Origin of the sequence: Ruminococcus champanellensis 18P13 = JCM 17042 (genome assembly GCF_000210095.1) — a bacterium.
GTDB classification, from domain to species: Bacteria; Bacillota; Clostridia; order Oscillospirales; family Ruminococcaceae; genus Ruminococcus_F; species Ruminococcus_F champanellensis.
Genome location: NC_021039.1, coordinates 1,953,018 through 1,973,666 on the forward strand (window position 1 = coordinate 1,953,018; position 20,649 = coordinate 1,973,666).

The 20,649-nt window shown below is 52.3% G+C and carries 17 protein-coding genes and 2 tRNA genes; 16 read left to right on the forward strand and 3 right to left on the reverse strand.

Annotation, left to right across the window (positions count from 1 at the left end; genetic code table 11):
* The first annotated feature begins 83 nt into the window (after positions 1-83).
* The 3 genes from RUM_RS08945 to RUM_RS08955 all read left to right on the forward strand — a co-directional run bounded on the left by RUM_RS08945 (position 84) and on the right by RUM_RS08955 (position 4,944).
* Complete coding sequence (locus tag RUM_RS08945) at positions 84-1,463, forward strand: 3' terminal RNA ribose 2'-O-methyltransferase Hen1 (protein WP_041326744.1); 1,380 nt, start codon at positions 84-86, stop codon at positions 1,461-1,463.
* A complete protein-coding gene (locus RUM_RS08950) occupies positions 1,454-4,021 on the forward strand; it encodes a polynucleotide kinase-phosphatase (RefSeq protein WP_015558803.1) in 2,568 nt (855 codons plus the stop codon). The genes RUM_RS08945 and RUM_RS08950 overlap by 10 nt, the downstream gene beginning before the upstream one ends.
* Before the next feature lie 113 nt (positions 4,022-4,134).
* Positions 4,135-4,944, forward strand: a complete 810-nt coding sequence (locus RUM_RS08955) for a ZIP family metal transporter (RefSeq protein WP_041326745.1) — start codon at positions 4,135-4,137, stop codon at positions 4,942-4,944.
* 8 nt (positions 4,945-4,952) lie between these two features.
* Here RUM_RS08955 and sigG read toward each other — a convergent pair whose 3' ends face one another.
* The gene (gene sigG, locus RUM_RS08960) at positions 4,953-5,726 is read right to left on the reverse strand and encodes an RNA polymerase sporulation sigma factor SigG (RefSeq protein ID WP_015558804.1); all 774 of its coding nucleotides are present in this window, start codon (positions 5,724-5,726) and stop codon (positions 4,953-4,955) included.
* Positions 5,727-5,910: 184 nt separating this feature from the next.
* Between sigG and RUM_RS08965 the strand changes: the two genes are divergently transcribed.
* The 6 genes from RUM_RS08965 to RUM_RS08990 all read left to right on the forward strand — a co-directional run bounded on the left by RUM_RS08965 (position 5,911) and on the right by RUM_RS08990 (position 13,386).
* Entirely contained in the window at positions 5,911-6,345 is a 435-nt protein-coding gene (locus RUM_RS08965) for a GNAT family N-acetyltransferase (protein ID WP_015558805.1), read from the forward strand.
* A 109-nt stretch (positions 6,346-6,454) separates the two neighbouring features.
* Positions 6,455-7,969, forward strand: a complete 1,515-nt coding sequence (locus RUM_RS08970; protein ID WP_015558806.1) for a coiled-coil domain-containing protein — start codon at positions 6,455-6,457, stop codon at positions 7,967-7,969.
* A gap of 169 nt (positions 7,970-8,138) precedes the next feature.
* Positions 8,139-8,921: a transporter substrate-binding domain-containing protein gene (locus tag RUM_RS08975; protein WP_015558807.1), complete on the forward strand. Its 783-nt coding sequence runs from the start codon at positions 8,139-8,141 to the stop codon at positions 8,919-8,921.
* Between the two features lie 23 nt (positions 8,922-8,944).
* A complete protein-coding gene (locus RUM_RS08980; RefSeq protein ID WP_015558808.1) occupies positions 8,945-9,646 on the forward strand; it encodes an amino acid ABC transporter permease in 702 nt (233 codons plus the stop codon).
* Positions 9,633-10,358 (forward strand): amino acid ABC transporter ATP-binding protein, encoded by a 726-nt coding sequence (locus RUM_RS08985; RefSeq protein ID WP_041326380.1) that lies wholly within the window; start codon positions 9,633-9,635, stop codon positions 10,356-10,358. The genes RUM_RS08980 and RUM_RS08985 overlap by 14 nt, the downstream gene beginning before the upstream one ends.
* 154 nt (positions 10,359-10,512) lie before the next feature.
* On the forward strand, positions 10,513-13,386 hold the full coding sequence (locus tag RUM_RS08990; RefSeq protein WP_015558809.1) for a carbohydrate binding domain-containing protein: 2,874 nt from the start codon (positions 10,513-10,515) through the stop codon (positions 13,384-13,386).
* Between the two features lie 514 nt (positions 13,387-13,900).
* Here the strand turns inward: RUM_RS08990 and RUM_RS08995 are convergent.
* Positions 13,901-13,975, reverse strand: a tRNA-Glu gene (locus tag RUM_RS08995).
* A gap of 1 nt (position 13,976) precedes the next feature.
* Positions 13,977-14,053, reverse strand: a tRNA-Met gene (locus RUM_RS09000).
* Positions 14,054-14,283: 230 nt separating this feature from the next.
* Between RUM_RS09000 and RUM_RS09005 the strand changes: the two genes are divergently transcribed.
* From RUM_RS09005 to RUM_RS09035, 7 genes are all read left to right on the forward strand, one after another.
* Positions 14,284-15,153 carry an SPL family radical SAM protein gene (locus RUM_RS09005; protein WP_015558810.1) on the forward strand — a complete coding sequence of 290 codons (870 nt, stop codon included), beginning with the start codon at positions 14,284-14,286 and terminating at the stop codon, positions 15,151-15,153.
* Between the two features lie 32 nt (positions 15,154-15,185).
* Entirely contained in the window at positions 15,186-15,773 is a 588-nt protein-coding gene (locus tag RUM_RS09010; protein ID WP_015558811.1) for a flavin reductase family protein, read from the forward strand.
* Positions 15,774-15,898: 125 nt separating this feature from the next.
* On the forward strand, positions 15,899-16,873 hold the full coding sequence (locus RUM_RS09015; RefSeq protein WP_049775539.1) for a glycosyltransferase family 2 protein: 975 nt from the start codon (positions 15,899-15,901) through the stop codon (positions 16,871-16,873).
* A 54-nt stretch (positions 16,874-16,927) separates the two neighbouring features.
* Positions 16,928-17,962 carry a hypothetical protein gene (locus tag RUM_RS09020; protein WP_041326381.1) on the forward strand — a complete coding sequence of 345 codons (1,035 nt, stop codon included), beginning with the start codon at positions 16,928-16,930 and terminating at the stop codon, positions 17,960-17,962.
* On the forward strand, positions 17,955-18,452 hold the full coding sequence (gene purE, locus RUM_RS09025) for a 5-(carboxyamino)imidazole ribonucleotide mutase (protein WP_022357978.1): 498 nt from the start codon (positions 17,955-17,957) through the stop codon (positions 18,450-18,452). The genes RUM_RS09020 and purE overlap by 8 nt, the downstream gene beginning before the upstream one ends.
* Before the next feature lie 53 nt (positions 18,453-18,505).
* On the forward strand, positions 18,506-19,219 hold the full coding sequence (purC, locus tag RUM_RS09030; protein WP_015558813.1) for a phosphoribosylaminoimidazolesuccinocarboxamide synthase: 714 nt from the start codon (positions 18,506-18,508) through the stop codon (positions 19,217-19,219).
* A gap of 5 nt (positions 19,220-19,224) precedes the next feature.
* Positions 19,225-20,646: an amidophosphoribosyltransferase gene (locus tag RUM_RS09035; RefSeq protein ID WP_015558814.1), complete on the forward strand. Its 1,422-nt coding sequence runs from the start codon at positions 19,225-19,227 to the stop codon at positions 20,644-20,646.
* The last annotated feature ends 3 nt before the right edge of the window (positions 20,647-20,649 follow it).

Consider the following 20,649-nt stretch of genomic DNA (forward strand, 5'->3'; position numbering starts at 1 on the left):
TATCAGTAATGCGCAGCTTTTTTTCCGTGATTTCCTCCCGGCAGTATGCTATACTGTCTACAGACGAAAAGGAGGAATCAATCATGCTATTGACGATTACATATACCGGGCAAAATGCCAGGGATCTGGGATATCTGCTGTATAAGCATCCGGATCGGACACAGCAATTTACCCTGTCATTTGGGAAAGTCTATGTATTTTATCCGGAGGCGTCCGATGACCGGACAACGGCGGCACTGCTGCTGGATATAGACCCCATTGACCTTGCCCGTGGAAAGGCAGGCTCAATGGAGGGCGGACTCTTTGACTATGTGAATGACCGCCCCTATGTGTCCTCATCCTTTCTGAGTACCGCGATTGCCCGGGTGTTCGGCTCCGCCATCCATGGGGTCTGCGACAAAAAACCGGAATTGGTACAGCAAAGACTGGCACTCAGTGCCCGGATTCATATGCTGCCCTGTCGGGGCGGAGAGACGCTTGCACGGGAACTGTTTGAGCCGCTGGGCTATCAGGTAATGACCAAAAGCTATCTGCTGGATGAGCAGTTTCCGCAGTGGGGCATGAGCAGCTATCTGGATCTGGAGATCACCGGGCAGGTAACGTTGTCCCGGCTGCTGAATCATCTGTATGTACTGATTCCGGTGTTTGACCGGCAGAAGCATTACTTTGTGGGAGAGGATGAGATCAGTAAGCTATTGGCGCATGGCAAAGGCTGGCTGGAAACTCACCCGGCACGGGAGAAGATTACAAGCCGGTATTTTAGCATGCACAAAAGCTATGCCCGGCAGGCTATGAGCCTGCTGGAGGAGCAGCCTTCGGTGGATGCGGAAGAATCAGAGCCGGAGCAGACGCCCTTTGTGTCCCTGAATACAAAGCGGCTGGAGGCGGTGCGCAAGGCAGTGCTGGAAAGCGGGGCTGCCACCGTATTGGATCTGGGCTGCGGAGAGTGCAAGCTGACCAGGCTTTTGTTGGAGGAGTCCCAGATTAGGCGGATCACCGCTGCGGATGTGTCCATACAGGCACTGGAACGTGGCAAGTCCCGGCTGCGGCTGGAACGGATGCCACAGGCAAAGCGGGAGAAGCTGACTCTGATGCACGGATCGGCGGTGTACCGGGATCCTCGGTTTTCCGGCTTTGATGCTGCCTGTGTGGTGGAGGTGCTGGAGCATCTGGATCCGTTCCGGATCCCGGCGTTTGAACAGGTACTGTTTGCGCATGCAGCACCGGGCACAGTGATCCTCACCACACCCAACCGGGAGTATAATGTAAAGTATCCGGCACTGAAGACTGGCGCACTCCGGCATGGGGATCATCGCTTTGAGTGGACCCGACAGGAGTTTGCAGACTGGGCGGCGCATGTCTGCCGCAGTTATGGATATCAAGTGGTGTGCAGCGGCATCGGGGAGGAAGATCCCCAGGTGGGAGCACCGACACAGATGGGAGTGTTTACAAAATGCGTATAGAGATACCGGAGTTTGCCCTGGTTGCCCTGGTGGGCGCCACCTCCAGCGGAAAGAGTACCTTTGCGGCAAAGCATTTTCTGCCCACGGAGGTACTGTCCTCGGATGTATGCCGAGGGATCGTGTCCGATGACTGCAACGATCAGTCAGCCACGGAGGATGCCTTTGATTTATTGTATTATGCGGCACAGAAGCGGTTGAGCCGGATGAAAACCACTGTGATCGATGCCACCAATGTGCAGCAGTCTGCCCGGAAACGGATTTTGTCCCTTGCCAGGGAGCAGCATGTTCACAGCGTTGCCATTGTGTTGAATCAGCCGGAAAAGACCCTGCTGGAGCGGAATGCAGCAGATCCCGGCAGGGGATATCCAGAGCGTGTGATCCGGCAGCATGTGCAGCAGCTGCGCAAAAGCATCCGCTCTTTGAAAAAAGAGGGCTTCCGGTTCGTGTATGTGCTGGATTCCCAGGAAGCCATCGACCAGGCGGAGGTCATCCGCACCAAGCTGTGGAACAACAAGAAGGAACTGCATGGTCCTTTTGATATCATCGGAGATGTACATGGCTGTCTGGCAGAGCTGAAACTCCTTCTGGATCAGCTGGGCTATGTGCCGGATCCGGATGGTATATATGTGCATCCCCAGGGCAGAATGGCTGCCTTTCTGGGGGATCTGTGTGACCGGGGGGCGGAAAATACAGGAGTTCTGCGGCTGGTGATGGGCATGGTATCCAAAGGAACAGCCCTGGCGGTACCCGGGAATCATGATGTCAAATTACTCAAATATTTACAGGGTCGCCGGGTGCAGCTGAACCACGGACTGGAGATCACGGTAGCCCAGCTAGATGGGGAAAGCGATGCCTTCCGCAGTCAGGTGCAGCAGTTCCTGGAGGGACTGGTGAGTCACTATGTGCTGGACGAGGGGAAGCTGGTGATCGCCCATGCCGGCATCAAGGAGAAGTATATCGGCAGAGGCTCCGGCAGGATCCGGGATTTCTGCCTGTACGGAGATGTGAACGGAGAAACCGATGCATACGGACTGCCCGTCCGGGGAAACTGGGCGGCGGATTACCGGGGCAAGGCGCTTGTAGTGTACGGGCATGTGCCCGGGGAGTGGGTGCGCTGGGAAAATCATACCTGTTGTATTGACACGGGCTGTGTATTCGGCGGCATGCTGACAGCGCTACGGTATCCGGAGCAGGAGACCATTTCTGTACCCGCATTGCAGCAGTATGCAAAGCCTCTGAGAGCCTTACAGCCGGAGCCGGTGGAGCCGGGAACGGATACGCTTATGGTGCAGGATGTGCAGGGGCGTATGCAGTTGACCACCGGGTTGATCCCTTCCATCGTGATCGGCGAAGCACAGGCGGCGGCAGCCCTGGAGGCCATGAGCCGGTATGCGGCGGATCCCAAGTGGCTGATTTATCTGCCGCCCACCATGTCCCCCTGCAAGACCAGCCAACTGCCGGAGTATCTGGAGCATCCCCTGGAGGCGTTTTCCTATTACCGGGAGCATGGCATCCGGCAGGTCATCTGTGAAAAAAAGCATATGGGTTCCCGGGCGGTGGTCGTGCTGTGCCGGAACGCAGAAACTGCATCCAGACGTTTTGGCGTGGAGGATGGTACCAGAGGCATTATCTATACCCGTACCGGCAGGCGCTTTTTTGAGGATGTACAAATGGAACAGGCAGTACTGGATCGGTTGGATGCTGTGCTGATGAAAACCGGTTTCTGGAAGGATTTTGCGACGGATTGGGTATGCCTGGACACAGAGCTGATGCCCTGGTCAGAGAAGGCCCAGACTCTGCTGCAGCGGCAGTATGCACCGGTAGGGGTTGCGGGGCGGAATGGCCTGGCAGCAGCAGTGGATGCTTTGGAGCAGACCTGCTGCCGACAGAATCATGCCTTTCGTGTGGATCCGCAGACCTCCGGACAGAATGCAGATCCACGGGCATTGCTGGAGCAGTATCGGGAAAAGCAGGATGCGCTGTGTCGGTACACGACGGCATACCGGGAGTATTGCTGGCAGGTGAACAGCGTGGAGGATCTGAAAATCGCCCCCTTTCATTTGCTTGCCTGTGAAGGGCATGTGTTCTCGGATCGAACCAATTTGTGGCATATGGAAACTTTGAAGCAATACTGTACCGGGGTGGATCCGATTTTCATTGCAACGGATTATTTGCAGGTGGATACGGAGGATCCGGACAGCATCCAGGCCGGAGTGGATTGGTGGGTGGCATTGACCGGCAGTGGCGGTGAGGGCATGGTGGTGAAGCCGGAGCCATTTACGGCTATGCAGGAGCACACGCTGCTGCAGCCGGCGGTGAAATGCCGGGGCGCAGAGTACCTGCGGATCATTTACGGGCCGGAGTATCGGACGCCTGCCCACCTGGAGCGGCTGAAAAAGCGATCACTGAGCCGAAAGCGGAGCCTTGCACTGCGGGAGTTTGCCCTGGGCATGGAATCTTTGAACCGATTTGTGGCGAAGGAGCCTTTGCATCAGGTGCATGCCTGTGTATTCGGCGTGCTGGCGCTGGAGAGTGAGCCGGTGGATCCAAGACTATAATTGCTAATCAGAAACAAAGCCGCTTCCCACATGGGAGGCGGCTTTTCTGCACAGTTTTCATGGTGTGTCATACACTGGGATAGTGCCGGGTGTATCCGGCAGTATTGAGAGGAGTGAAGGCTGTGCAGAATTTTTCATACACAACCCTGGCATTGTTTGCCACCCTGTTTACCTGGTCATTGACTGCTCTGGGTGCTGTCAGCGTTGTGTTTTTCAAGAATGTAAATAAAAACTGGATGGACGGCATGCTTGGCTTTGCTGGGGGCGTTATGATCGCTGCATCCTTCTGGTCCTTGCTTTCCCCGGCCATTGATATGGCGGAGAGCCTGGAGATGACCCCTTGGCTTGTGGCATTGGCAGGGTTTCTAGGAGGCGGCTTGCTGCTGTTTGGGGGAGATAAGCTGTACAGCAGGCTGGAGCGTTCTCCCAAGCTGTCCGGCAAGCTAAATCGTTCTAGCAAGTGGAAACGCTGTCTGATGCTGGTGTTTTCCATTACCCTGCACAACATTCCGGAGGGGCTGGCAGTGGGGGTTGCCTTCGGTTCCCTGACCTATGATCTGGAGGGGGCAACCATTCTCACTGCCTTCATGCTGGCACTGGGCATCGGCATTCAGAACCTGCCGGAGGGCATGGCAGTCAGCGTTCCCCTGCGCCGGGAGGGCTTGTCCCGGGGCAAGGCATTTTTCCTCGGTCAGCTCAGCGGTATCGTGGAGCCCATTTCCGGCGTGCTGGGCGCATTGCTGGTGCTGAAGGTGCGCATGGCGCTGCCCTTTCTGCTGGCATTCGCTGCGGGGGCTATGATCTATGTGGTGGTGGAAGAACTGATCCCGGAGAGCCAGACCAATGAAAACAAAAACTACATGGCGCTTGCTACTATGGTGGGCTTTTCCTGCATGATGGTGCTGGATGTGGCACTGGGTTAAGGCGTGCCTTAAACGTCTCCCTTGATCTGGTTCAACGCCCCCTTTTCCAGCCGGGATACCTGCGCCTGAGAAATGCCGATCTCCTGGGCGACCTCCACCTGGGTCTTGCCCTGAAAGAAACGCAGATACAGGATCCGCTTTTCCCTGGGCTGTAATGCCTTGATGGCATCCCGCAGTGCGATTTCATCCAGCCAGCTGTCCACGCTGTTCTGATCGCTGATCTGATCCAGTACATACAGCGTGTCTCCGGCATCTGAGTAAACCGGCTCGTACAGCGAAACCGGATCCGTTACGCTTTCCAGTGCCAGTACCACATCACTGCGCTTGGCGTCAATGCGCTTTGCGATTTCATCCATGGTGGGCTCCTTCTGCTGCTCGGCGGTCAGCTGTTCCTTTGCCTGCATGGCTTTGTATGCCAGATCCCGCAGAGAGCGGCTGACCTTAATGTGATTATAATCCCGCAGGAATCGGCGCAGCTCTCCGCTGATCATGGGTACGCAGTATGTGGAAAACCGCACCTCCTTGGACAGGTCAAAATTGTTGATGGCTTTGATCAGACCGATCACGCCGATCTGGAACAGATCATCAATATCTTCCCCTCTGCCGGCAAAGCGCTGGATCACGCTGAGCACCAGCCGCAGGTTGCCGTTGATCAGCTTGTCCCGTGCTTCCTTGCTGCCGGTGCGCTGGATCTCCCGCAGCAGTTCGATTTTTTCGCTTTCCTTGAGTACTGTCAGCTTCGAGGTGTTGATTCCGGAGATGATAACCTTCTGATACGCCATGCCGAACCCTCCGTTTTCTTTCTTTGGGCAGTATCCTGCGCGCATTGCAGGATGCTGCACGGTCTTAGTATGGCTCTGTCGTATCCTTCATAAACGGACGTGCGCAGGAGAAACCACAAGAAAAATCTTCCTCGTTGACATCCTGCGGCGGACATGCTATAATGGCGAAAAAGGAGATGAGTTTATGGTGCGGGAGGCAAAACAGGAGGATCTGCAGGGGCTGCTGCAATTGTACCTGTGTCTGCATGAAACCGCAGTACCGGAGGAATCGGAACGACTGCATGCAGTCTGGCAGCAGATCCTGGGGGATCCTATGCATCATGTGCTGGTGTATGAAGCGGGGGACAGAATCGTGTCCTCCTGCGTCTGTCTGATCGTGCCGAATCTCACCCGGGGACTGCGCCCCTATGGGCTGATCGAAAATGTGGTGACGCTGGATGGATTCCGGGGCAGGGGATACGCTTCCGCCTGCCTTGCATATGCAAGGGAAATTGCCATCGAGAACCATTGCTATAAGCTCATGCTGATGACCGGCTCCAAGCAGGAGCGTACCCTGGAGTTCTATCGGCGTGCCGGTTATAACGCAGCGGATAAGACCGGTTTTGTGCAGTGGCTCTGATGGAGGATTCATCTGGATTTTTCATGAAAAGTGCTTTACTTTTCACCGGGCGTATGCTATAATTACTTTGTTTGTTGCTTATCACGTCGATTTAGGAGGAATCGGAGATATGGATGAAAAAAAAGATATTAACGTTACACTTCAAATGGAACAGGAAGGAAAATCTGAGATTGTAATATCCGTGTTCAGTATCTGGAGAGGACTCAAGCGGTTCTTTATTCTTTGGATTGCCGCTGCCATTCTGTTGGGCATCTTCTCTATTCTGTTCAGCGCACTGTTTGCTTCTGACCAGAATAAGCGCACCTCTGCTTTGGTGAGCTTTACCTATAAGGGCATCGAACAGGGCAAGGATCCTGCTGGAAAGGATTTTAATGTAAAGGATAGTCTCTGCAATCCGGAGGTGATCCAGAATGCCCTGACCCAGCTTGGTCGCCCGACTGATGAGCTGGAGTCCGTTCGTGCCGGTCTGAGCGTAAATGGTATCATTCCATCAGATGCGATGGACCGGATCATCACCTACCAGAATGTGTATCAAAATGCAACCAACGGTGCACTGTCTGCTGCACAGGCTATGCTGGATGTATCCTATTATTCCACACAGTACCAGGTTATTTTTGACTATAGCGATACCAGCTACAGCAGCGATGAGGCTGTACAGGTTCTGAACCAGATGCTGGATTGCTACCGGAGCTATTTCTTTGAGGTTTACGGTTACAACAAGGCGCTGGGCAGCGCCATTGCAGCAATTGATTACAGCACATACGACTATGCAGAAGCAGTAGATGTGTTCAGCACCACACTGACTACGCTGGCAGATTATCTGGATCAGCTGGCTGAGGAGGATACCACCCGGTTCCGTTCCAACAAGACCGGCTACACCTTTGCTGACCTGTCTTCTGCCGTGGAGACCATTGAAAGCATGGATTTGGATCTGATCTCCTCCTACATTACAGTCAACAATGTAACCAAGGATCGGCAGGCGCTGATGACCTATTATCAGTACCGGGTGGATTCACTCAGACGGAAGAGAAACATTTCCCAGGAGCGGTTGGATACCATTACAGAATCCATCGACAAGTACGAAAAGGACAGCATTCTGATTTTCGGCAATGGCACGGACAATGTAAACACCACTTATACCCAGGCATCTGAGCAGTATGACAAGCTGATCAGCCAGAAGATCTCCGCACAGAAGGAAGTGTCCACTGCTACACAGCAGATCGACTTCTTTGAAACTCGGATTGAAGCGCTGGAGGATCGTTCAGCTGCATCCAGGGAAAAGATGGAGCGGGTTGAAAAGGATCTGGCTGACCTGAACGAAAAGGTCAATAAGCTGCTGGATGATGTCAATGCCACTTCGGATGAATACTACGAAAACGTTGCCTTTGGAAACGCTTATAACGTTCTGGTTCCTGCATCCAGTTCTGCTATGGGCTTTATCCGGAGTCTGATCAACGGGGCTATGAAGCCGGCGGTCATTCTGGAGGCTGTGGCATTGCTGGTATACCTGTGTGCAGCGTTTATATACGGTCTGCGCCTGGAGAAGGGCAAACTGCCGGAAGCGGAGACAAAGCCTGAGGAAAAGTCCACTGAGAAGCAGACAGAGAAAAAGGCAAAATCCTAAGCGCATTTGGATTGAGGAAGGATCAGCTCTGATGGGCAGATCCTTCTTTTTATGCCGGCTGTTGCGATAAACCTGCAAAAATCAGCAAGTTTATATTGCTTTTTTCTGCTGTGTGCGTTATAATAGAACAATAGGCATGTTCAACGAAAAATTGAAAGGAATGTTTCACATGAAAAAGACAACTGCACTTCTGACTGCCGGCATGCTGCTGGTACTTTCCCTGACAGGCTGCGGTGTGCCTGCGAACACGGTGTTTAAGGCTGAGGATCTGGAGGGCAAGACCATTGGCGCACAGTTGGGTACCACTGGTTATACCTTTGCAGAAACTGAGGTCAAGGATGCCAAGGTTGAGCCTTACAACAAGGGCGCTGATGCGGTGCAGGCACTGAAGCAGGGCAAGGTGGATGCAGTCCTCATTGACAGCGAGCCGGCGAAGATCTTCGTAGAAAAGAATGATACCCTGCGGATCCTGGACGATCCATTTGTCCAGGAGGATTACGCAATCGCATACAAGAAGGGCAACGATGAACTTGGCAAGAAGCTGGATGATGCACTGACCAAGCTCAAGAATGACGGCACTTTGGACGAAATCGTGAAGCACTGGATCGGCGATGAGGCTGACCGTGTTTCTTACACACCGGACTCCAGCGTTTCCCGGGACAACGGTACTTTGAAGATGGCTACCAACGCTGAGTTTGCGCCCTATGAAAGCATGAGCGGCGACAAGGTAGTAGGCATTGATCCGGATATTATGCAGGCTGTCTGCGACGAGCTGGGCATGACTCTGGAGATCGAGAACATGGACTTTGATGCGGTGCTCGCTGCTGTAGAATCCGGTAAAGCTGACGTAGGCGTGGCTGGTCTTTCTGTAACACCGGATCGGGAAAAGAGCGTATCCTTTACACAGGGCTATGCAACCTCCACACAGGTTATTATCGTTCGCAAGGACTAATAAAACGCAGGGAGTAAGGCGGCATGCATATTTTTGGAGATTTACCGGATGCCCTGTCGAATACCTTCTTAAAGGATGATCGATGGAAGTATCTGACTGATGGCTTGTCCACTACGCTGATCGTCACGTTTTTTGCCGTGATCCTTGGCATGGTTCTGGGATTTCTGATTGCCATTGTCCGTGCCACCCACGACAAAAACGGGAAGCTGGGCGTATTGAATTTTTTTGCAAAGGTGTATTTAACGGTGATTCGGGGCACGCCAGTTGTGGTGCAGCTGCTGATCCTGTATTTCATTATTTTTGCAACGGTCAACATTGACAAAACTCTGGTGGCGATCCTTGCATTTGGACTGAACTCTGCCGCCTATGTGGCGGAGATCGTCCGCTCCGGCATTATGTCCATTGACAACGGACAGTTTGAAGCCGGCGCAAGCCTGGGCTTGAATTATTCCAAAACCATGCTCTGCATCATCCTGCCCCAGGCGTTCAAGAACATTCTGCCGGCGCTTGCCAACGAGTGTATCGTATTGCTGAAAGAGACCTCCGTTGCCGGATATATTGCTCTGGTGGATCTGACCAAGGGCGGAGATATCATCCGCAGTCAGACCTATGAGGCGTTCCTGCCCTTGATCGCCGTGGCAATTATCTACCTGGTAATGGTTATGTTTCTGAGCGCTATGGTAACCAAGCTGGAAAGGAGGCTGGCAAAGAGTGATCGAGGTTAAGAATCTGGAAAAATCCTTTGGAGATTTGCATATCCTCAAGGGCATTACCACCACCATTGAAAAAGGTGAAAAGGTTGTCATTATCGGTCCCTCTGGATCCGGTAAAAGTACATTTTTACGCTGCTTGAACCGGTTGGAGCAGCCTACCTCCGGACAGATTCTCTTTGAGGGACAGGATTTGACTGCCATGTCTGATAAGCAGCTTTATGTGGTGCGGGAAAAAATGGGTATGGTGTTTCAGCACTTCCATCTGTTTCCTCATCTGACCATTCAGAAGAATATTACGCTTGCGCCGGTCAAGCTCAAGCTTATGACCCAGGTCGAGGCGGACGAGAAAGCGTCCATGCTGCTGAAAAAGGTGGGGCTTTCTGATAAAGCAAAGCAGTATCCGGGGCAGCTTTCCGGCGGTCAGAAGCAGCGGATCGCCATCGCCCGTGCTCTTGCTATGAACCCGGACGTGATGCTCTTTGATGAGCCAACCTCTGCACTGGATCCGGAAATGGTTGGCGAGGTTCTGGCGCTGATGCGGGAGCTTGCGGAGGATGGCATGACCATGGTGGTTGTAACCCACGAAATGGGTTTTGCCCGGGAGGTAGCCTCCCGTGTTATGTTCATGGACGGGGGAAAGATCATGGAGGAAAATATACCTCAGAAATTCTTTGATCATCCGGAGAATCCAAGACTCCAGGAGTTCCTGTCCAAGGTTTTATAAGTTATGTATAAATGGCTATGAATCTACGCAGATCATAGCCATTTTTTTATACAAGAATCTGCGTTTTGTCCACCATTTCGTTGTTTTGTGGGTTTACAAACATTCATAAATTGTTTACAATAGATACATATATAATTTGAGGGGGAATATATCTATGTCGATGCAACAGAAACTGAAGGCATCTCTGTCAGTTTTGCTGGCGGCAGCTATGCTGACACCGGCTCTGGCGGTCATGCCCGAATCAGAACCAAGCGTTTATGCGGCGGATACCGTTGTGGTGAATACCGGCAAGGAGTATCAGACCATTGACGGTTTTGGCGGCATGAATCATCCGGAGTGGATGGGCAGTGACTTGACCGATGCACAGCGTCAGAAGGCCTTCGGCAATGGGGAAGATGAGCTGGGTCTTACGATCCTGCGTATTTTCGTAAACCCGGACAGCAATCAGTGGAACAAGGCAGTGCCCACTGCGAAGTTCGCTGCTCAGCATGGTGCCAAGGTTTTTGCGTCGCCCTGGGAGCCGCCTTCCAACCTGGCGGAATCCGACAGCAATGGGGGCAAGCTGCATTTGCCAAAGTCCAACTATACCGCCTATGCTCAGCATCTGAACAACTTCGGTACCTATATGAAGAACCAGGGCGTGGATCTGTATGCGATTTCTGTTCAAAATGAGCCGGATTACGCTTCCGAGTGGACCAGATGGTCAACGGACGAAACCACGGACTTCCTGGCAAACTATGCGGACAAGATCACCAGCACCAGAGTCATGTCTCCGGAGTCCTTTCAGTATGCGCCGGAGACCGCATCCTGGGTGGCAGACGGTGGCAAGAAGTACTATACCAAGATCTTGAACAACCAGAAAGCATTTGCAAACTGTGATCTGTTCGGAACTCATTTCTATGGCACCCAGAGAGCCTGGATGGATTTCCCGGCACTGGAGAGCTGCGGGAAGCCTATCTGGATGACAGAGGTTTATGTACCCAACAGTTCTTCCGATGCAGATACCTGGCCGGAGGCGCTGGATGTGGCTGAGAATATCCACAACGGCATGACTGTGGGCAATATGAGTGCGTATGTTTGGTGGTATATCCGCCGCTCCTATGGCCCTATGAAGGAAAATGGAAACATTTCTAAGCGGGGCTATATGATGGCACAGTATTCTAAGTTTGTCCGTCCCGGGGATGTGCGGATTGACGCAACCGAGCAGCCTACCCAGAACGTATTTGTCTCTGCATACAAGAACGATGCGGATCAGGTTACCATCGTTGCAGTAAATAAGACAACCAGCGAATACAACCAGAGTTTCTCCATGGGCTCCGGTGAAAGCATCTCCGGCGTTACCCGGTACCGCAGTTCCGGTTCTGAGAATCTGGCAAAGAGCGAGATCAGCTTTAACGGCACAGGTTTTGCGGCGCAGCTGCCTGCACAGAGTGTGTCCACCTTTGTTGTAGACCTGGGCTCTGCAAATACGGATCCGGATGAAAACGGCTGGTACTTCCATGATGAATTTGAAGCGGACACCTGCTCCTGGGAGGGAAGAGGCGCTGCCGGCGTTATGACCAGCGGCAGAACCAACTATGCTGGCAAGGAAGCCCTGTTGGTACAGGACAGAACCGCTGCATGGAACGGTGCGACCAAGGCATTGAACGCCAAAGCATTTGTTCCCGGCAAGGAGTATAGCTTCAGCGCCAATGTGTCCTACTTTGACGGAGATCTGACGGATACATTTTACTTAAAACTCCAGTATACAGATGCCAACGGAGATACCCAGTATGACAGTATTGCAACGGCAAAAGGTGTACAGGGCAAGTGGGTACAGCTTGCCAACACCAATTACACCATTCCAGCAGGCGCAAAGGATATGCAGATCTATGTGGAAACAGCAGATACCACTAACAATTTCTACATTGATGAAGCTATTGGAGCTGTTGCAGGCACGGTGATTCCTGGTGCAGGCGCAATCGATGTGCCGGAGACATTGATCCCCGGTGATATAAACCTGGATGGAGTCATTGACGGCTTTGATCTGGCTGCTGCAAAGCGTGGTTTGGCAGCAGGCGGATTTGACAATGTATTCTCCGCAAAGGTGGCTGACGTAAACAAGAGCACAGTATTCGATGCAGAGGATGTTCAGGAGCTTTCTTCCTTTCTGCTGAAAAAGACCACTGCTTTTACTGACCAGACTCCGCCGGAGCCGGAAAAGAAGGCATACACCATGCAGGAATATACGGATATGATTTCTAAAATGGTTGTAGAAAAAGAGCCGGATGCATCCCACAATGAACAAGCTGGCGTACAGTATGGTACAGTAAAATCCGGCAGCTATTATTCCACAACTTGCAAGCGCAACAAGCCTTACAACATTTTGTTGCCTGCAAATTATTCCTCCAGCAAGAAGTATCCGGTGCTGTATTGCATGCACGGTTACTGGGAGAATCAGGACAGAATGATTATCAAGGGCAACGGTACCATGTATACCAGACAGATCATTGGAAACGCCATTGCAGCTGGTGATGCTGAGGATATGATTGTGGTGTTCCCCTACATTTACTCCAGCGCAACCCAGGATAGCTGCTCCGCTATGGATGATGCCAACAATGCGGCATACGACAACTTTATCAACGATCTGGTGGTGGATCTGATGCCCCACATTGAAAGCACCTACAGTGTGAAAACCGGTCGGGACAACACAGCCATTACCGGTTTCTCCATGGGCGGCAGAGAATCTCTGTTGATTGGTATGAAGCGCTCCGATCTGTTTGGCTATGTAGGCGCAATTTGCCCGGCTCCTGGTGTAACCGGCGCATTCAAGTGGAACAGTGACGAGGAAGCACCTCACCTGCTGTTTATTACCGCCGGCAGCAATGACACGGTGGTTTACTCCAACCCGGAGAACTATCATAACAACTTTACCAAAAACGGTGTACCCCACATCTGGCACTATGTGAGCGGCGGATATCATGGGGATAACTCCATTCATGCGCATATGTATAATTTTGTAAGGGCCATTTTCAAGACCGAGTCTTGAGTAAGATTTCGTTCAGCATGCCCGTGGCAAGCAGTTTTCAGCTGCATGTAAAACCATAATAAAAGCAAATCGCACCACTTGAAATCGATCGAATGGATCGGTTTTGGGTGGTGCTTTGTGCATATGTTGTATTTTTTCTCAGAATTTTTCGCATTTTCTATTGCATTTTTCCTTGTGACGTGTTATAATACTGGAAAACGAACACATTACAGGAAGATGGAGTTGGATTTTACAAAAAAATAAAGCCTCTGAAGAGGCTTTATTTTCTCACACACTGTGAATTCGCCGTAGCGATACGTTCGCTGAAAGCTTATTTGAACTTGTAGTGCAGTTTAAGATGGTAATCTAACTCGAAAGCAAACGCACCTACCGGACGATGTGTTTGAGAATAGTGTAGTTGAGAAACGTATAAAAAGCTTTGTCCGCTGAAAATATCCGAATAGTTGACAAAGCATTTTGGTATAAAAGAAAAATTCGGAAACGGCGATATTACGCTGTTTCCGAGAACGTTGAATGGTGACCCGTACGGGAATTGAACCCATGATTCCGCCGTGAAAGGGCGGTGTCTTAACCTCTTGACCAACGGGCCATGGTAGCGGCAATTGGATTCGAACCAACGACACCCTGGGTATGAACCAAGTGCTCTAGCCACCTGAGCTATGCCGCCATTTTTACTATGCCGCACGTTCTTTGTAACTGCGACTATGTTATTATACTACACGATGCGTCAAAAGTCAACCCTTCTGTGCATACTTTCTTGAATTTATATAGTCTGTATGTTATTTTCAACATACAGACTATTATTATGCACTTAGCGCTTATATTTTTTAGATTTTTTTCAGATGCTTGTGATTTTTCAAAAAATAGTGTAAGCTTAAATGGAGAGGGGGGCTGTGTATGCACATGCGGCGTGTCAAGGGAATTTTATCCCAGTCAAACGGGATGAATCTGTACCGGGGCTGTACCCATGGCTGTATTTACTGCGATGCCAGAAGTACCTGTTATCAGATGGATCACCCATTTGAGGACGTGGAGGTCAAGGAGAATGCGGTAGAACTGCTGGAAGATGCCTTGTGCAGAAAACGACATCGTTGTATGATCGGAACCGGCAGTATGTCGGATCCCTATATTCCCCTGGAGCAGCAGCTATGCCATATGCGCAGTTGCCTGGAGCTGATCCAGCGCTACGGCTTCGGTGTTACTTTTCAGACAAAGTCACCGGATTTTCTCCGGGATATTGACCTGATGGAGCAGATCAACCATGTTACAAAATGTGTGGTACAGATGACCATTACTACCTACGACGATGTCCTTTGCCGGATTCTGGAGCCATGTGTAGCTCCCACCAGTGCCAGACTGGCGGCGCTGCATGCATGTCGGAAACGGGGGATCCCCACAGTGGTGTGGCTGACGCCTTTGCTGCCCTACATCAATGATACGCCGGAGAATCTGCGCTCAATTTTGCGAGCCTGCCGGGATGCAGGGGTGTGGGGAATTCTTTCCTTTGGCATGGGTCTGACGTTACGGGAGGGGAACCGGGAATACTATTACCGGAAGCTGAATCAGCATTTTCCGGGTCTGAAGGAGCAGTATCAGCGTGTTTACGGCAATGCCTATGAGTTGCCCAGTCCCCATGCGGATGACTTGTATCGGATTTTCCGGGAGGATTGCCGCCGCTATGGAATCTGTACGGATCAGCAGCAGATCTTTGCATATCTGCATGCATTTGAAGACAAACAGGCAGGGGTGCAGCTGTCCTTGTTTTGAGGTTGCATGCTGTCGAAAGAAAGGAGAACCAGATGGGTAAAGTATTTTGGGAGGGCAGTGCGCTGCTGGCACCGGTGCCTCCCGCATTGGTGACCTGCGGCACTATGGAGGAACCAAATGTGCTGACTATTGCCTGGACGGGGATCATCTGCACCCGGCCGGCTATGACCTATATATCCGTCCGACCCAGCCGGTATTCCTACGGACTGATCCGGCAGACCGGCGAGTTTGCCATCAATCTGACTCCCTCCAGATTGGTGAAGGCTGCGGATTTTTGCGGAGTACGTAGCGGTGCCCAGGTGGACAAGTTTGCGCAGTGCGGTCTGCATCCGCTGCCGGCACAGAGGATCTCTGCGCCCATTCTGGAGGAATGTCCCGTGGCGCTGGAGTGCCGGGTGACGGAAAGCCGTCTGCTGGGAACTCACGAGCTGTTTCTGGCAGAGATTCTGGGGGTGGACGTGGATGAACAATATCTGGATAGTAAGGGCGGGCTGAATTTGCAGCAGTGTGGTCTTGCGGCGTATGCGCATGGAGAGTACTTTGCGTTGGGCAGAAAACTGGGAGATTTCGGATTTTCCGTCCGGAAAAGAAAGCGGAGTTCGGATCGGATGAGCAAATAGACCGTAGGTTTTGACAAAAAACAAAAAAGCCCTTGCTTTTTTGTCCGTTTTGAGGTATTATATAATAGTATTTTTATGGGTGGGCTGTCTGCGTTCCGGCGCATCCAGCAGTAAGGAGGAATCGTGTGAAGAAGCTTTCGATCATCGTGCCCTGCTACAATGAGGAAGAGGTACTTCCTTTGTTCTACGCAGAGATCACGAGGGTGATGGACGAAATGAAGCGCACTTACGCCGAACTGACGTTTGAGCTGCTGTTCATCGATGACGGCTCAAGGGACAAGACGCTGACGCAGCTGCGGGAGCTTGCCACCAAGGACCAGCGGGTACGGTACATTTCCTTTTCCCGCAATTTCGGCAAGGAAGCCGGTATGTTTGCCGGTCTGGAGAATGCAACAGGGGACTTTGTTGTGGTGATGGATGCGGACTTGCAGCATCCGCCGTCCTTCCTGCCCGAGATGTACAGCTATGTACGGGACGGAGAATACGACTGCGCCACTACCCGACGGGTCAGCCGGAAGGGCGAATCCAAGGTGCGTTCCTGGTTCGCACGGAAATTCTACCGGATCATGAACAAGATCTCCCAGACAGAGATCGTGGACGGAGCGCAGGATTTCCGTTTTATGAGCCGACAGATGGTGGATGCCATTCTGTCCATGCGGGAGTACAATCGTTTCTCCAAGGGCATTTTCAGCTGGGTGGGCTTCAAGACCAAGTATATCGAGTACGAGAACGTAGAGCGTGCCGCCGGGACAACGGCGTGGTCGTTCTGGAGCTTGTTCCGGTATTCTCTGGAGGGCATTTTTGCCTTTTCCACAGCCCCCCTGGCGATCGCTTCGGTGCTGGGGCTTGTCAGCTGCGTGATCGCCTTTCTGATGATGATCTGGATCATTGTCAAGACTCTGGCGTTCGGAGAAGCTGTAGCAGGCTTCCCGTCCATCATGTGTGCGATCTTTCTGCTGGGCGGTTTGCAGCTGTTCTGCATTGGTGTGCTGGGGCAGTATTTGTCCAAGACCTACCTGGAAACCAAGCAGCGTCCTATTTACATCGTGCGTGAAACGGAGCAGATCTATCAGGAAAGAAAGGCAGAGCACCAGGATTAGGACGTAGTTGATGGGTGTTTTGCATGATGGGCATGGGGCAAAGGAGGAACGGGTGTGACACGGCGGATACGGCTTCTGATGCTGGTGCTGGCGGTCGTGATCGTAGCGCTGGGAACCGGACTGATCAAACTGAATCTGGACACCACCCAGGATACTGGTGACAGCAAAACCACACAGCCTGCCGGCCGTGAGGAATATTACATCTTTCAGGACGATGACACCGGACTGTATGGTGTGCGGAATGAAAACGATCGTGTGCTGGTGGATGCGGAATGGAATTCCCTGTCTTTTGCCGGAGAGCAGACGCTGCTTGTTTCTCGCAGAACAGGCGGCGCCCTGCGGTACGGCATGATCCAGATCAACGAAAACGTGCGTATTCCCTTTGCTTACAGTTCCATCACTCCTCTGACCGGACAGATCCTTGCAGCAGTGACAGCAGAGGATGAAAAAACCATCCTTTATAACACCGAAGGACAGCAGCTGCTTTCTCAGGCATGGGACAGCTGCGTGGCTGAGGATGGAGTTCTGCGTCTCATGTCCGGCACGGCACAGTATACCGCAGAAGTCAGCGGCAGCACCATTCGCATGACGGCAGTTACCATGCGCACGGTACTGGCAGGAGAGCCACTGTACTTTTCCTTTGACGCTGAGGATCTGGCAGGGGTGGAAAGCTATACGGTGCTGGCGCAGCTGGCGCAGCTTTCTCAACAGTATCTGAAAGCGATGCTGCGACAGGATTACAGCGATGTTTACAGCATTACTGCGGCGGATTCCTACAGTGCGGTCATTGATGAACACCGGATGCAGAACCGGTATTTTACCTCCATGACTCTGCTGGATACGGAGTGGGACGAAAGCGAGCCGGTGCTGCGCTACGCCTGCACCTTCCGGTTCTGCTATCGGCTGAAAACGGATGCGGGAGTGGTGCCCCAGGCTTCCAACCTGATCCTGCGGATGCGGCGGGATGCGGACGGGCTTTTGCTGCTGTACAGCGTGGAGGAGCAGCCGGTGGATATGCAGACCGGTCAGGTGATTATGGATTCAACGAAAGGAGCGGACGAGCAATCGTCCGGAGAAAAGCATGAGTAAAGTAGCAGTTATTATGGGAAGCGACAGTGACTTCCCGGTTGTCAAGGCAGCTATTGAAGAATTGAAGGCATTTGGTGTGGCATATGAGGTGCATGTGATGTCCGCACACCGGACTCCGGAGCAGGCGGCTGCTTTTGCAAAGGCGACCTGTGACAATGATGTGGATGTGATCATTGCGGCGGCAGGAAAGGCAGCTCATCTGGCAGGGGTGCTGGCAGCCCATACGGTGAAGCCGGTCATTGGCATTCCGGTGAAGTCCTCAACCCTGGATGGGCTGGATGCCTTGCTGGCGACCGTACAGATGCCCAGCGGTATTCCGGTGGCGACTGTTGCCATTGATGGGGCTGCCAATGCTGCGATCCTGGCAGTACAGATGCTGGCACTTTCGGATCCGGCACTGAAGGAACAGCTCATTGCCCGGAAGGCAAAGATGGAGGCTGGCGTTCTGGAAAAGGACAAGGCGATGCAGGAGCGGGTTGCAGCACTGTAATCCTGCACGGAATCATGGGAACCCAAAGTTTGAGATATATGGAGGAAATGACAATGAACATTCAGAAAACTGAGCAGCTCTATGAAGGCAAGGCAAAGAAGGTGTATGCCACCAATGATCCGGATCTGGTGATCGTGGACTACAAGGACGATGCCACTGCATTCAACGGAGAGAAGAAGGGCACCATCGTTGGCAAGGGTGCTATCAACAACAAGATGACCAACTATATGCTCAAGCTGTTGGAGAAGGAGGGTGTTCCGACCCATCTGGTAGAGGAGATCTCCGACCGGGAAACCATTGTCAAGAAGGTGGAAATCGTTCCCCTGGAGGTTATCGTCAGAAACGTGGCAGCAGGCAGCTTTTCCAAGAAGCTGGGCATTGCAGAGGGTACACCTCTGAAGCAGCCTACCCTGGAATTCAGCTACAAGTGCGATGAGCTGGGGGATCCCTTTATCAACAAGTATTACGCACTGGGTCTGGGCCTAGCAACGGAGCAGGAGATCGAGGATATCACCAAGTATGCCTTCAAGGTAAACGAATTTATGAAGGGCTTCTTCAAGAACATTGGCATTGACCTGATTGATTTCAAGATCGAATTCGGTCGGTTCCACGGTCAGATCCTGCTGGCGGACGAGATCTCTCCGGACACCTGTCGGTTCTGGGATTCCAAGACCCACGAAAAGCTGGATAAGGACAGATTCAGAAGAGATATGGGCGGCGTGGAAGAAGCTTATCAGGAAATGATTAAGCGAGTTATGGGAGAATAAGGCGTATGGGCGGTTTTTTCGGAGCAGCATCTGCCAATGACTGCATCCAGGACGTGTTCTTCGGCACGGACTATCACTCCCATCTGGGTACGCGTCGGGGCGGTATGACCTCCTATGCCCCGGAGCTTGGCTTTCAGAGAAATATCCACAGCATTGAAAGCTCTCCCTTCCGGACAAAGTTTGAAAAAGACGTGGAGAAAATGCGGGGGAATATCTGTATCGGCTGTATCAGCGATACGGATCCCCAGCCCATTATGGTTCGTTCCAAGCTTGGGCTGTATGCCCTGTGCTCCATCGGCATCATTACCAACGCTGCCGCACTGGCGGATGAGCTGTTGGAAAGGGGCTGTGCGAATTTCGAGACCATGAGCAGCGGCGCCATCAACTCTGCCGGGCTGATCGGTGCGCTGATCGCCCAGAAGGACAGCTTTGTGGAGGGCATCCGCTATGCCCAAGGCAAAATCCAGGGTACCATGTCCCTGGTGCTGATGACGGAACACTCCATTATAGTGGCTCGGGACAAGGACGGTCGTCTGCCCATTCTCATTGGCAGAAGGTCGGACGGCTACTGCTTCTCCTTTGAATCCTTTGCCTATCAGAAGCTAGGCTATTCTACCTGTCATGAGCTACAGGCAGGGGAAATCACCAGGATCACCAAGGATGGATTTGAAATTCTCAGTCCTGGTACGGAACAGAAAAAAATCTGTACCTTCCTGTGGACGTACTATGGCTATCCCACTGCATGCTATGAGGGAGTCAATGTAGAAGTCATGCGAACCCGGAACGGGGAGATCATGGCGGAAAACGATATGAAAAACGGCAGGCTGCCGGAGGTGGACTATGTTTGCGGCATCCCGGATTCCGGTGTGCCCCATGCCATTGGATACGCAAACCGGAGCGGCATTCCATTTGCAAGACCTTTTATCAAATATACGCCTACCTGGCCCAGGAGCTTTATGCCTGCAAACCAGTCCATGCGGAACCGGGTTGCGAAAATGAAGCTGATTCCGGTGCACGAGCTGATTGAAGGCAAGAAGCTTTTGTTTGTGGATGACAGCATTGTCCGGGGCACCCAGATGCGGGAAACCGTGGAATTTCTGTATGAAAACGGTGCCAAGGAAGTGCATATGCGCTCTGCATGTCCGCCCATCATGTACGGCTGCAAATATCTGAACTTTTCCAGAAGCACCTCCGAGCTGGAGCTGATCGCACGGCAGATCATTGACGAGCAGGAGGGTGCGGAAGGCGTAAAGTACATTGAGGAATACAGCGATTCGACCACAGAACGAGGGAAGCTGCTGCGGGACGAAATCTGCAGGCGTCTGAAGCTGACCTCTCTGGAATTCCAGTCGCTGGAGGGTACTGTCAAGGCGGTGGGCAGGCCCCAGTGTGAGCTTTGTACATACTGCTGGAACGGAAGGGAATGAGGT